This is a genomic window from Acinetobacter sp. I-MWF, from assembly GCF_025433935.1.
In the GTDB taxonomy this organism is placed as follows: Bacteria; Pseudomonadota; Gammaproteobacteria; order Pseudomonadales; family Moraxellaceae; genus Acinetobacter; species Acinetobacter guillouiae.
On record NZ_JAMBAR010000001.1, the window covers coordinates 3,439,992 to 3,452,763 of the forward strand.

The following is a 12,772-nucleotide window of genomic DNA, read 5'->3' on the forward strand; positions in this document are numbered from 1 at the left end:
CACTTTCTCCGTATATCAATCCTATGTGCCATGTCATCACCTGATTGCATTGGCACTTTTAAAAAATACAAAAAGGATAATTATGACTACTCAAGCATATGACTACATTATCATCGGCGCAGGATCTGCCGGAAATGTGCTCGCAACACGTTTAACTGAAGACAAAGACGTTACTGTTTTACTCTTGGAAGCAGGTGGCCCAGACTACCGTTTAGATTTCCGTACTCAAATGCCAGCAGCATTGGCCTACCCACTACAAGGACGCCGTTACAACTGGGCATATCTCACTGACCCTGAACCACATATGAATAATCGCCGTATGGAATGCGGCCGCGGTAAAGGTTTAGGTGGTTCCTCATTGATTAACGGGATGTGTTATATCCGTGGTAATGCAATGGACTTAGATAACTGGTCGACGCTCAAAGGGCTAGAAGACTGGAGCTATGCAGACTGCTTACCATATTATAAAAAAGCTGAAACCCGTGATATTGGTGGCAATGACTACCATGGCGCTAATGGCCCTGTATCTGTGGCAACCCCTAAAAATGGCAACAATGTCTTGTTCCATGCCATGGTTGAAGCAGGTGTACAAGCAGGCTATCCACGTACAGATGACTTAAATGGTTATCAACAAGAAGGTTTCGGTCCAATGGATCGTACCGTGACACCAAAAGGCCGTCGCTCTAGTACCGCACGTGGTTATTTAGACATGGCAAAAGGTCGTCCTAATTTAACGATCGTGACGCATGCCACCACCAATAAAATTTTATTTAATCAAAAACAAGCGATTGGTGTGGAATATATCATCGGTGCGGATAAAACCAATCTCACCCAAGCACGTGCAAACCGTGAAGTCTTGCTTTGTGCGGGTGCTATCGCATCACCACAAATTTTGCAACGTTCAGGTGTTGGTGAAAGTAGTTTCCTTAAATCAATGGATATTGATGTTGTACATGATTTACCGGGTGTCGGTGAAAACTTACAAGACCATTTGGAAATGTACTTACAATACAAATGTAAGCAGCCTGTTTCACTCTACCCCGCTTTAAAATGGTTTAACCAGCCTGCAATTGGCGCTGAATGGTTATTTAATGGGACTGGTATTGGCGCAAGCAACCAGTTTGAAGCAGGTGGTTTTATCCGCAGCTCAGATGAATTTGACTGGCCGAATATTCAATATCACTTCTTACCCGTTGCGATTAACTATAACGGCAGTAATGCAGTGAAAGAACATGGCTTCCAAGCGCATGTTGGTTCTATGCGCTCACCAGCTCGTGGTCGAATTAAGCTGAAATCTAAAGATCCATTTGAACATCCAAGTATTCTGTTCAACTATATGTCGACCGAGCAAGACTGGCGTGAGTTCCGTGATGCCATTCGTATCACCCGTGAAATCATGCAACAGCCTGCATTAGATGCATATCGTGGCGATGAAATCAGTCCTGGAAAACAGGTGCAAACTGATGCTGAACTGGATGATTTCGTGCGCAACCATGCTGAAACTGCTTACCATCCTTCATGTAGTTGCAAGATGGGTGAAGACGAAATGGCAGTGGTTGACGGTCAAGGTCGTGTACACGGTCTACAAGGCTTGCGCGTTGTTGATGCTTCGATTATGCCGCTGATCATTACTGGAAATTTAAATGCCACAACGATTATGATCGCGGAAAAAATCGCAGATCAAATTCGTGGCAAAAAATTGCCACGTTCTGAAGCGGGTTATTACAAAGCTGGCACAGCACCTGTGCGCAAAGCGCCTTTACGTCCGATCGTGTAAAAGTATTCATATTTTAGCGACACCTCAGTTTTGACTGAGTGTGTCGCATCTTTCAAGGACGAATAAAATGAGAAAAAAATTATTATTGACCATCCCTTTGAGTTTATTTTTTCAAACCCTACATGCCAATGAATCAGGTACAGAAACGCCGTCTCCGTATAGTGCAAATTTGACAGTGGCCAGCCAATATATCTCACGTGGTTTTCAACAGACCTGGGGTAACCCTGCTGTACAAGGCGGATTTGATTATGCACATCCCAATGGTTTTTATGCAGGAACTTGGGCTTCTACTGTGAGTGATGACTTCATCCGTGATGCCAATGTTGAATGGGATGTCTATACTGGTTATAGCCGTAGTTTCGGTCAGTTAAATCTAGGTACTAAAGTCGCTTATTACTACTATCCTGGGGCAAAAACCACTGCTGAAACAGGTCATACCCGTTTTGATTATGGTGAAATTATTCCAGAAATCAGCTATGGTCCGCTGAGTGTTAAATATGCAATCACTTATACCCAAGATTATTTTGGCAATAATTCTGACACTTTAGCAATTGGTTCCAATAAGCACTCTCGTGGTTCAGGCTATTTAGATGTGAATTGGTTACAGCCCATCGCTCAAGGTTGGTCAGTAAATATGCATTATGGCAATCAACGTATAAAAAACTTTTCTGCCGCAAGCTTTCAAGATGCCAGTGTTGCCATTAACAAAGCGCTGCCTTATGGCTTATCTTCCAGTTTAAGTTATAGCAAAGCATGGGACAAAGACGGATATTATCAAAAATACAGCAATGGCAATCCCAATGCCAAAGTTTCAAATCCAATTGATTCCACCCTCACTTTTTCACTCACTAAAAAGTTTTAAGCTAAAGTTTAAATATTTAGGGTCTGTTATAGATCAACCAAAAACCATGCCCTTCATGAGCGTGGTTTTTTAATGTCTATAGTCACCCCCCTAATTATTCATACAAGTGATTTCTATCAAGTCATTGATCAGAAATGAACTTATGTTTTCGTATGTGCTTTTAGAAACTGTTGGTTATCAATTCATTTTTTTACTTTTGAATTATAGATGGTGATTCTACCGTGAGGCGACATGGATGTCGCCGTTGGGCGGGGGTACAGGACGTACCACTCGCCCAACATGAGCAAAAACAGAGCACTGCTTTGTTTGCAGCGCAAGGTTTGGCAATCCCTACGAAAAGTGAGGCATCGCCTACACAAAGCTATTTAAACTTTGAATGTAAGGTGTGGCATTGCAAGCTTTTTATAATTAAATAATTTATTTTCTCATGCAATTGATTTAATTAAAAATATTCATTAAAAGAAATTATATTCTTGTGTCTGAGCTTTTTTGACAGGTTGACTTATATCTTGGCTTATTTCAATAAAGCAAATTCAAATCCCCCCATACTGTTTGAATTATCATTAGACAGCCATTGATTGTTTGTATAAAGTATTAGGAACGATTGTTCCAATATAAATTAACATTATGCGTACTAAAGAGTTTGATCCTGAAGAAGTTGAAAATGCGGTTATGCAAGTTTTCTGGCGTAAAGGATTTGCAGCGACATCAATTCAAGATTTGGTTGAGGAAACTGGACTCTCACGCAGCAGTTTATATAGTTCCTTTAAAAATAAAGAGCAGCTCTATCAACAGGCCTTATCGCGCTATCAACGCCTGATCAGTAAATCAAATATTGATTTATTATCCAGTGATGGATCAGTCAAAAGTATCATCCAACAATTACTATCTCGTATCATTGAAGATGAATTAAATGATCCACAACATCGGGGTTGCCTAATGGCCAATGCCTGTTTGGAGTTAGCAGGACACGATCAAAAGACCGCAGAATCTGTCACGTACAACTTTGAACGATTACAGCTCGCACTGGAACAGCTCATGATCAGAGGAAAGCAATCTGGTGAAATCACCCTACACAGTTCTCCACAAGCCTTAGCACTTTTTTTCGTGAATACCATTCAAGGCATTCGCGTTTTAAGCAAAGGCTGTAGCGCAGAAAATCGTCAGCAATATCTAGAGAATGTTGCTGAAGTCGCACTGAATACCTTGTATTAATTTTTAGTTTCCCCCCTTAGCCGACTGGGTAGTTTGCAATGCTGAGGGTTTTATTTACCTTAAAATGGAACGATCATTCCAGTATAAATACAACATGGAGTCCACAATGAATATTGATCTTGAAAATTTTGGGATGCCTATATTCCTTAAACGAGATGACCTTTCTGTCAATCATACACAGAGGTATAGCGCATGAATCAGTTCAACAATAGATCAGAGCAAAACCAATCTGCGCCCAGCTTACCGATATGGAAATTATTGGCATTTACAGTTGCAGGTTTTATTACAATTATGACGGAAATCATACCTGCGGGCTTATTGGCATTGATCAGTCATGACTTAGAGGTGTCTGAAGCTTTAGCAGGGCAAATGATTTCAGTTTATGCTCTAGGATCGGTCATTGCGGCGATCCCTGTGGTTGCTGCAACAAGGAGTTGGTCAAGAAAACCTTTATTGTTATTGGCAATCACAGGCTTGTTTGTCTTCAATAGTCTAACTGCGCTATCTTCCAGCTATATCATCATCCTGATTTCACGATTTATTGCAGGAATGTCTGCTGGAATTATCTGGGGTATCTTGGCGGGTTATGCTCGAAGTCTGGTTCCTGCCCATCTGCAAGGCAGAGCGATGGCAATCGTTGGAGTGGGTCAACCCATCGCATTATGTCTGGGTGTGCCTTTAGCTATTGGGTTGGGTAATCTGTTTGGCTGGCGTGGGGTTTTCTGGATGATTTCAGGACTTGCTTTAATCTTGATCATCTGGATAAAAATAAGCCTTCCTCATTTGGCAGGACAACCAGCAAGCAAACAACGATCCATTCTCAACGTCTTGGTACACCCCGGTATAGGTGCAATTTTAGCGGTTATTTTTGTTTGGATTTTGGCACACAACATACTTTATACCTTTATTTCGCCTTATTTGTCTGCTGTACAGCTGAGTGAGCATATTGATCTTATTCTTCTTATTTTTGGTCTTTCTTCAATATTCGGCATTTGGATTACAGGGATTTGGATCGATAGATCATTACGCAGATTAACCCTGATCAGTTTAACAGGCTTTGCCATCGCTGCCCTTTTCATGGGCTTGAGTAGTCATCACATCTGGCTTGTGATGCTAGGTATCGTACTTTGGGGAATGACTTTTGGCGGTGCACCAACCCTACTACAAACTGCGCTGGCAGATGTCGCAGGTGAAAATGTGGATATTGCCCAATCCATGCTGGTGACGGTGTTTAATCTTGCGGTTGCAGGGGGCGGTATTTTAGGTGGCATCCTACTGCAAAATGTAGGCATAGACTCATTCTTTGTTTGTATCATCGCATTATCATTATTGGGGTTATCTATTGTATTTTTAGCGCATGAAAATGGTTTTAAAGCAGGACATCGTTTGGGCAGCCAATAAATTTAAAGCTGTCATTTAACACCATGCTTCGATGACAACATCTATTGGATTGGATCAAACAGCGCCATCATCGTTGATTGGGCTATTTGATCCGTCTCTTAAACGATAGCTATGGCTTTATTGACTAAAAACAGTTGCACAAATTGCTGAATCTTATCCGCCACTGCCTGTGGTTGACTTAAAATCCCCCAATGCCCTGCCGAAACTTCGCTGTAGCGAATATCATCCCCCCACTCTTCCATCCCACGGCTTAAAGCAAGCGGTACAAATGGGTCTTGATTCATCAATAACATTTGCACAGGAATGGTTGTGGTTCGACCTGTCGGCTTGAATAATGCTTTGGTTAAATTTTGACGATATAGACCTAAACCACTGATGGCATTGCGAAGTTGGGTCGGGCTCTTTTCAACTGAGGTTTTTTCTAAATACCCCACCAGTTTTGGCCATACTTTGCCAAGACCTAAACGCCAAGTCAGTTCAGGAAGTACAGGGATTTGTAACATTGCCATATAACTTGATGCTGACACTCGCTTAATCACGTTGAAATAGCCTTGTAAGTTACCTTGGGCCAACTGGCGATGAAACCACCACCCTACATGATCTGTACTTGGCGCCAATGCAGTATAAGACGCAATTTGAGACTTTAAACGGTCAGCCAATACCGCTTCCCAACCTTGTAAAGCGCCCCAATCATGTCCAACCAAATGGACCGATTGATGTGGGCTCACTGCTTTAATCACTTGGGATAAATCTTCGATCAAATATTCAAAAGCATAATCTGCTGTTGTTTGTGGAATATCAGATAATCCTGTACCACGTACATCATAAGCAACCACATTAAAATGAGGGGCTAAATATTGTGCCACCGCGTGCCAGACTTCAGCAGAATCTGGATAACCATGTATCAATACAATAGTATCTTGTTCAACATCTAAGCTGCCCCAATGGTAAGCAGCCAAACAGATATTTTCTGAATGAACATATAGCTTGGTCTTATCAAAATGCTTCATGAAACCACCCGCGGAACAGTTTCAGTTTTTTGCTGATATGCAAGTACCCCTGCTGACTGTGCCAAGTAGGCTTGAGCAAGTTCAGTTGAAGCTTCGTAATAGGGATGATAGTTGGGCTTAAAAAACCGTAAACTGGTCTTAAAAAACCACACTGGTCCTGGTATATAGCCATTTAAATCAGAACGATGCCAAGCTTTCCAAAAAGCGGGTTGCCATAAGCTTTTTTGGTTTTGTGGAATAGCGGGATCATCTTGAGCCAGTTGTACTGTACCTGCTGCCATGAGATAGGTAAAAATAGGAGCGGTCACAGCCATCACCGCAACACGTAATAAATAACTCCCTGAAATATGCTGATAAACATCATAAGCAACTGTACGATGCTCAACTTCCTCAGCACTATGCCAAGTAAACAAGTCACTTACCACTGGATCTCCACCACGTGCCTGCCAATCTGAACGGGTTAATACATATTGACCAATTGCTGCAGTAAAATGTTCAGCCGCGGCCACTAACCCAACTCGCGCATTTAACCAAGGTCGCTGCCAGACTTTAGGTAAGTTAAAACCCAAAGGTTTGTCCGCGAGTAACCGATCAAATAAGCCAACAACTCGTTTATATTGGCTCTCCACATCCACCCCATAACGTAGCAAATATTCTTCGATTGAATCCTTGTGCGCTTGTGAATGAATGGCTTCTTGTCGAATGAAAATTTTGGCATCTTGCTTAAGTTTTTCATCATGAATAAAAGGTAAAGCTTTATTGAACATTCGACAGAAAAAATACTCTCCTCGAACCAAGGTAAAACTAAAATGATTGACACCATGACTTGCCAATGGGTCTTGTGGTATCCAGTGTAAAGGCGAGTGCTCCCATTCAAATTTAACCTGTCGAGGAATCATTGCCCAACTTGCTTTTGATGCTTCAGATCGCATAATTCTTTCCTCAGAGCTATGATGGTAAATGATGAGGCGTTTCAGATAGGCCTATTTTTACTTTGGTTTTTGCCACGATTTCAGACTCATCCGTATCATTGGGATGGAAATTAAAACGGTAGTAATCTATAAATTTAGGAATAAAAACTTTATATTTTTCCACACCATGCTGAGCAAATTTGCGCCATGATTTTAGATTTAATAATTGGCGATCGCGTTTTAACAGCACAACTTGATAAACACTCGACAATGCAGTAATCAAAACCAGACTAAATGTGAAAATCGCCACGCGAGGAATATAAGCAGCTAAGCCCTTTCCATATAAGTATTCATACATGTCATAAGCCACAGCCTTATGTTCGGTTTCTTCAACACTGTGCCATAACCATAAATTACGAATGCTTTCATCCGTCATCAATTCATTGACATCTTTCATCATCTCCACCACCAACACGGCGGTGTAATGTTCCAGACCCACAGTCACCAAGAGATTCCACTTTTTAGGAAAAGTACTTTCAATTGCTTTTAATATGATCCCTGTGACTTTTTCCAAAGATTCCGGATCTAAGCCATATTGTTGTGCACTGACATGAAAAGCATGATGTTCTTTAGAGTGCATGGCTTCTTGTCCAATAAAGGCTCCAATATCACGGTCTAATTGTGGATTATTTTTAATTTTTTTACGTAAGGCTCGCACTGAACGGACAAAGTACGACTCACCTTCTGGAAAAAGTGTTGATAGACCTGTGAAGTAATGAGTAAAGGTTGGTTCGTCATTACACCAATACTTGGGCATATCCTGAAACTCATAATCCATACGACGTACTGGAAATGATGCAGGTGTTTTTTGCTTTGATTTTTCTTTCACCGCTGATATAGACATGGTTCACCTCAAGAATTTATCTCAAAATAACAAGTTCCAAAAAGGAACTAATAAAATCAAAATAATGATCCATGATGATCTTGTCAATCAAGTGAATATGCTTTGGCTCAAGGTTGTCCTTAAATGACAGTATCATTCCTATAAAGACATCTCGATAAAGACAGGCTATAAATATAAGGTGAAAAATAAATTAAAATATTGAAGATGAAATAGCTTTAATACAGCCCAAGTCGTCTTTAGGCTGTTCAGCACTAGGTTAAGCATTCAAAAATATTAAAAAAATAGTGATATCCATCATTATTGGACATCACTATTTTAGCTGCTAGATATGCTTTTAAATTAAAACAATACTTAACTTATCTTATAAGTATTTAAGAATAGCGATATGTTTGTTTTTATGTTTGTAATCAGAAAATTTAACCATTAAAGGATATAAAATTATGCTGAGAATAATCGCAATCCACCACAATGTAGACACCGAATCGACCCCAAAATAATCTCCATGATTTTTCCCCAAAAAGGCAACCACGAGCAAATATAAAGCCTTTAAAACATATAAGTGAACAATATAAAAAAACATTGGTACAGAACCAAATATGATCAAGGGTTTGATCCAAGGTTTTGTTTCGATTTTTTGCAGACAGACCAAAAGAACCAGTCCAATACCAACGTTCCATAAAATGAAAAATAAAGATGGTGGATATTTGGTTAGATTCATAAAACTCATGAATGTTTCAGTCCATGTCGGCATGACCGTCCAAGCATGATCTCCATATATATTGATCGCTCTTAAAAGCAAAAATAAAGCGATGCTGAAAAAACCAAAAATGAGTAATTTTGTATTTCTAGATTGGTTTTGTTGAGATGAAGCAAAAACACTTGAACCAATACAATATCCTAAAGTAATCACACCAATCCAAGGTAAAACAGGATAAGAGGTTCGAATACGAATCAGATTGCCAAACTCAATCCAGCCCCGTTCATGCAAAATGAACCATAAATTCTGTATGAAAGGTACATTTTCAAAAGACACTTGATCAAGCACATTGTGCCCAAAAATAATCACAATGCTGATTATCCATAATAATTTTTGTGGCAATCCAATTAAAGCTGCCAACGCCAGCATACTTAAACCAATCGCCCAAATCACTTGTAGATAAATCACATCAGGTGGGAACTTGCCAGTCCATGCAAAATTGATCACCACCAACTCAAGAAAGATCAGAAATAACCCGCGTTTAATCAAAAACTCACGTGTCATCGCTAGACTATTATTTTTAGCTTGATAGAGATAGGCGGATAAGCCTGTCAAAACAATAAATACTGGAGCGCATAAATGGGCCAATATTCGGCTAAAGAAAAGTGACGTTTCTGTGCCTGGAATCAGCATTGGATCTGGAACTTGATGATGGAGGTAAAAAGTTTCTCTGACATGATCAACCATCATAATCAAAATCACCAAGCCTCGTAATGCATCAATCTCTTGTAAGCGTTGCGAAGGAATAGACATAGAAAAAACAACAAATTAAACGTTATGATATAATATAACAATTAATTTCATTATTTTAAAACCATCTCATTAAAAAACATCAATTTGTACCGTTAATTCACGGCAACACTAAAAAAATTTACCGATTATCACATAGACTTTTTTTAAAATTTAACTGATAATGATTATCAATTTCATTATCTGAAAATTGGTGAACACTTTGGAACAGCCTACTCTAGCGACTGAAGCGATTCGAGCATTTTTTACCTTACAATGCTGCTGGTTAAACAGTGAAGAAATTTATCTTGAACAAGGTTGTCTGCATTGTGGTTCGGCAGCAACTTATTTAATTTATTTTACCCATGCCCCTATTCAAAAATTAATGCTTGATTTTATTCAAAAATATAACTGCCATAACAGTAAAAAATCAGACTTACTCGACTTATTAGACTTTGAACAGAATTATAATGATTTTTTACAAGTCCTTGAAAGTGCAGTAAACAGTTATGCTCGACAATATCAAAACCAAGCTTGTCATTTGGCATTTGAAAGTGTTGAATCTATTTTTGAACGTGAAGCAGCCATCGCATGTTAAACAATTGCTGCTGCAATAAATCAAGCTGTAATGATTAAATCGAATAGACTATTTTTAAAAGCTATTTTTTAAATTAATTTTAGGGTCTGTTGACATCAATTTGTTACTCTCAATGTATCGAAATAAAGGGGCCAACATGTTGCTTGAAGTCTTCTCGACAACAGCAACTTGTTGACCCCGATAATAAATCTTAAGTTAAGACCTAACATATAAAAGCTTAACCAACAAAAGTTAAGCGATTAAATTTTCATACTTATACCCAGCTGTACCCCACGCCCAGGAAGTGGTGCAATGTATTTTAATGGCGAGTTCTGTGGTCGTGCATCTTCATTTAACAAATTAGATCCATTGAGAAAAACATCAAAATTGGCATTTTGTAATTTGAAGTGTTTCTGAATTTGTAGATCCAGCAAGTTATAAGATGGCAATGGAATTTCTTTAGACACATTTTTGCCTAAATACTGAGCTTGATCATAGTAAATATTGGATAAGCGTGCTGACCAATCATTTTTATTCCATTCAAGGTTTAGCCCATAACGGTTCGTTGGCATGTTGGGTAAGTAATTTCCATCATTTGCCAAACTGGTTTTGTTTGGATTAAGGTTTTTATTTTTCACCAAGTCAGCAAAAGCAGAGATCAAAAGATTGCCATACTGATTGAGTTCAAACTGTTGTTTTAAATCAATTTCAAATCCAGTAATTTCAGCATCTGTCTGGGTCCAATATTTAAGTGGCAAGCGATTACGCATTTGTGCCCCTGAATGGGTCAAATACAAATACTTGTCATATTTCATCTTATATACAGTTGCTTCAAAATTAAAATTTTTATAATTGAACAGACCTGTTAACTCAAGATTTTTGGATTTTTCTTCTTTGAGTTTTTGATTGCCTTCTTCTTGTAACATAATTGAATAATGTGGATTGCTGGCATAAAGTTCATTAATTTCAGGCGCTCTATCTGACACTGAATAACGCAACTTTAAACCCAATAGATCATTATATTTTAGGTATGAACCGAAACTGTAGCTTTCAAGATTAAATTTTGTATCGGTGAGTTTTGTATTTGGTGAATTTCTGGATGTCTCAAAATCACTTTTTTGAATTTTATGCTCAACCTTTTCGTTACGATAACCTGCATCGAGTTCTAGCCAATCAAAGTCTAATTTTTCCTTGATAAACATGGCTTGTGTTTGCGTATTGATATTCGGTAAATAACGTAAATTTCCATGCCCTACCACTTTACGATCAATCTGATTAAAGCCAATAAAACCATTCCAAAATTCAACAGGTCTATGCTTCAGTAATAATTCAGCCTGTTGAGTATCAAATTTATAGTTATTGGCCATTTTTGATCCTAAATATTCCCCTGATGTATTGATACTCTTGCTCACATCAAATTGTATTTGTTTCAATAACAACGGGCTAAAATTAAACTCGCTGTCTAAGGCATATATTCGCTGATCTGTTTTTACCCCGACTGGTATGCTGTCACTGGTAGATTGAAAAGATTTATTTTCAAGAGAAAATCCGGGTACCCCATATTCACTTTTTTTTGAATCAGCACTGAGCCCAATACGTCCATTGTCGAGAAAATAAGTGCTTCCAATCGCAAAGTGTTGATTGTCTAAATAGCTATTGCCCAGCTTATTTTTATAGTTGGGTGTGACATCTTTATTAATTTTGTTTTCAGTATATTGCTGGGTATTGGGTACATATTTAGGGTTTACTGGATTGGTATAGGTTTTTCCGCTCCAAACTGAGGTAGGTTTATCTGTATAGAAGGAAAATGAACCATCTGCCCAATCAGGATTTTCCGTCATAAATTGGTCAATATAAGGCTGTGATGCCGTATTATAATTTTTTTGAATGCGTGCTTCTTTTTGGCAAGCATCTGCCAATGCTGTATTTACCCCACCCGTCGCTGGAAATACACCAGTATTACATACGCTCGCTTTACCCTCTCCCGGAATTTTATAAGCTGACATATCTTGGCTAGAAAACAATACATTGGTAGAAAAATTACTTTGGTTATTAAGATTGAGTTTAAAACCTTTGGCATCAAAATCATTCCAGCCCTTTTTCGCTACAAGCTCTAATTGAGAACTTTTATTCGGCATCGCTGTATCGATTAGACCAGAATCAATATTCACACTTCCGCCAATGGCATTACCACCATAACGCACACTGTCTGAAGATTTATTGACAGTTACAGATTGAGTGAATAAAGGATCAAAAGGGATATTAATATTACCACTGATGCTATTCATCCCATAAATAGACTGACCATTTTCCAAAATCTGCACCCGATTTCCACTCAAACTGCGAATCACAGGCGCACCTGAGTTGGGACCAAAAGCACTACTTTGTACTCCAGAAAGATGCTTTAAAGCATCACCTAAAGTTTTATTATCTGCATTTCTATTTTCTACAACGATACTTTGATTGATAAATGGATCATTTTCGGCATTGACTCGAATCACTGGAAGTACAGTCAGCTGTTTGTTTTCAATCGCATATGCAGGAAAGACCGGTAAAGAAATAGCGATTGCTAAAGTATGGTGACGCATCATGGATTCCGGATTGTAATTTATTGTTATGTTATAACATT

Annotated in this window: 10 protein-coding genes; 5 read left to right on the forward strand and 5 right to left on the reverse strand. The window is 38.8% G+C overall.

The window, feature by feature from the left end:
• Nucleotides 1-82 precede the first annotated feature (82 nt).
• The 4 genes from betA (at nucleotide 83) to M2R48_RS15805 (ending at nucleotide 5,255) form a co-directional block, all read left to right on the forward strand.
• Complete coding sequence (gene betA / locus M2R48_RS15790; RefSeq protein ID WP_004717579.1) at nucleotides 83-1,777, forward strand: choline dehydrogenase; 1,695 nt, start codon at nucleotides 83-85, stop codon at nucleotides 1,775-1,777.
• A gap of 67 nt (nucleotides 1,778-1,844) precedes the next feature.
• Entirely contained in the window at nucleotides 1,845-2,639 is a 795-nt protein-coding gene (locus tag M2R48_RS15795) for a TorF family putative porin (RefSeq protein WP_262086685.1), read from the forward strand.
• A gap of 627 nt (nucleotides 2,640-3,266) precedes the next feature.
• The gene (locus M2R48_RS15800) at nucleotides 3,267-3,854 is read left to right on the forward strand and encodes a TetR/AcrR family transcriptional regulator (RefSeq protein ID WP_004823436.1); all 588 of its coding nucleotides are present in this window, start codon (nucleotides 3,267-3,269) and stop codon (nucleotides 3,852-3,854) included.
• A gap of 192 nt (nucleotides 3,855-4,046) precedes the next feature.
• Complete coding sequence (locus M2R48_RS15805) at nucleotides 4,047-5,255, forward strand: MFS transporter (protein ID WP_262086686.1); 1,209 nt, start codon at nucleotides 4,047-4,049, stop codon at nucleotides 5,253-5,255.
• A gap of 98 nt (nucleotides 5,256-5,353) precedes the next feature.
• On the opposite strand, the gene M2R48_RS15810 is transcribed toward M2R48_RS15805, so the two are convergent.
• The 4 genes from M2R48_RS15810 to M2R48_RS15825 all read right to left on the reverse strand — a co-directional run bounded on the left by M2R48_RS15810 (nucleotide 5,354) and on the right by M2R48_RS15825 (nucleotide 9,590).
• A complete protein-coding gene (locus M2R48_RS15810) occupies nucleotides 5,354-6,265 on the reverse strand; it encodes an alpha/beta fold hydrolase (RefSeq protein WP_262086687.1) in 912 nt (303 codons plus the stop codon).
• Nucleotides 6,262-7,197, reverse strand: a complete 936-nt coding sequence (locus M2R48_RS15815) for a metal-dependent hydrolase (RefSeq protein WP_262086688.1) — start codon at nucleotides 7,195-7,197, stop codon at nucleotides 6,262-6,264. Before M2R48_RS15815 ends, M2R48_RS15810 begins: the two co-directional genes overlap by 4 nt.
• Before the next feature lie 16 nt (nucleotides 7,198-7,213).
• The gene (locus M2R48_RS15820; RefSeq protein ID WP_262086689.1) at nucleotides 7,214-8,080 is read right to left on the reverse strand and encodes a metal-dependent hydrolase; all 867 of its coding nucleotides are present in this window, start codon (nucleotides 8,078-8,080) and stop codon (nucleotides 7,214-7,216) included.
• Between the two features lie 361 nt (nucleotides 8,081-8,441).
• The gene (locus tag M2R48_RS15825; RefSeq protein WP_262086690.1) at nucleotides 8,442-9,590 is read right to left on the reverse strand and encodes a DUF1624 domain-containing protein; all 1,149 of its coding nucleotides are present in this window, start codon (nucleotides 9,588-9,590) and stop codon (nucleotides 8,442-8,444) included.
• A gap of 199 nt (nucleotides 9,591-9,789) precedes the next feature.
• On the opposite strand from M2R48_RS15825, the gene M2R48_RS15830 reads away from it, so the two are divergent.
• Nucleotides 9,790-10,164, forward strand: a complete 375-nt coding sequence (locus tag M2R48_RS15830) for a hypothetical protein (protein WP_167321156.1) — start codon at nucleotides 9,790-9,792, stop codon at nucleotides 10,162-10,164.
• Between the two features lie 239 nt (nucleotides 10,165-10,403).
• Here the strand turns inward: M2R48_RS15830 and M2R48_RS15835 are convergent, their stop codons facing one another.
• Nucleotides 10,404-12,731: a TonB-dependent receptor gene (locus tag M2R48_RS15835; RefSeq protein ID WP_262087517.1), complete on the reverse strand. Its 2,328-nt coding sequence runs from the start codon at nucleotides 12,729-12,731 to the stop codon at nucleotides 10,404-10,406.
• Nucleotides 12,732-12,772 lie beyond the last annotated feature (41 nt).

Excerpts from the sequence above, each read along its gene's own strand:
- betA (WP_004717579.1), top strand. The coding sequence starts at position 83 with ATGACTACTCAAGCATATGACTACATTATCATCGGCGCAGGATCTGCC.
- M2R48_RS15795 (WP_262086685.1), top strand. The coding sequence starts at position 1,845 with ATGAGAAAAAAATTATTATTGACCATCCCTTTGAGTTTATTTTTTCAA.
- M2R48_RS15800 (WP_004823436.1), top strand. The coding sequence starts at position 3,267 with ATGCGTACTAAAGAGTTTGATCCTGAAGAAGTTGAAAATGCGGTTATG.
- M2R48_RS15805 (WP_262086686.1), top strand. The coding sequence starts at position 4,047 with ATGAATCAGTTCAACAATAGATCAGAGCAAAACCAATCTGCGCCCAGC.
- M2R48_RS15810 (WP_262086687.1), bottom strand. The coding sequence starts at position 6,265 with ATGAAGCATTTTGATAAGACCAAGCTATATGTTCATTCAGAAAATATC.
- M2R48_RS15815 (WP_262086688.1), bottom strand. The coding sequence starts at position 7,197 with ATGCGATCTGAAGCATCAAAAGCAAGTTGGGCAATGATTCCTCGACAG.
- M2R48_RS15820 (WP_262086689.1), bottom strand. The coding sequence starts at position 8,080 with ATGTCTATATCAGCGGTGAAAGAAAAATCAAAGCAAAAAACACCTGCA.
- M2R48_RS15825 (WP_262086690.1), bottom strand. The coding sequence starts at position 9,590 with ATGTCTATTCCTTCGCAACGCTTACAAGAGATTGATGCATTACGAGGC.
- M2R48_RS15835 (WP_262087517.1), bottom strand. The coding sequence starts at position 12,731 with ATGCGTCACCATACTTTAGCAATCGCTATTTCTTTACCGGTCTTTCCT.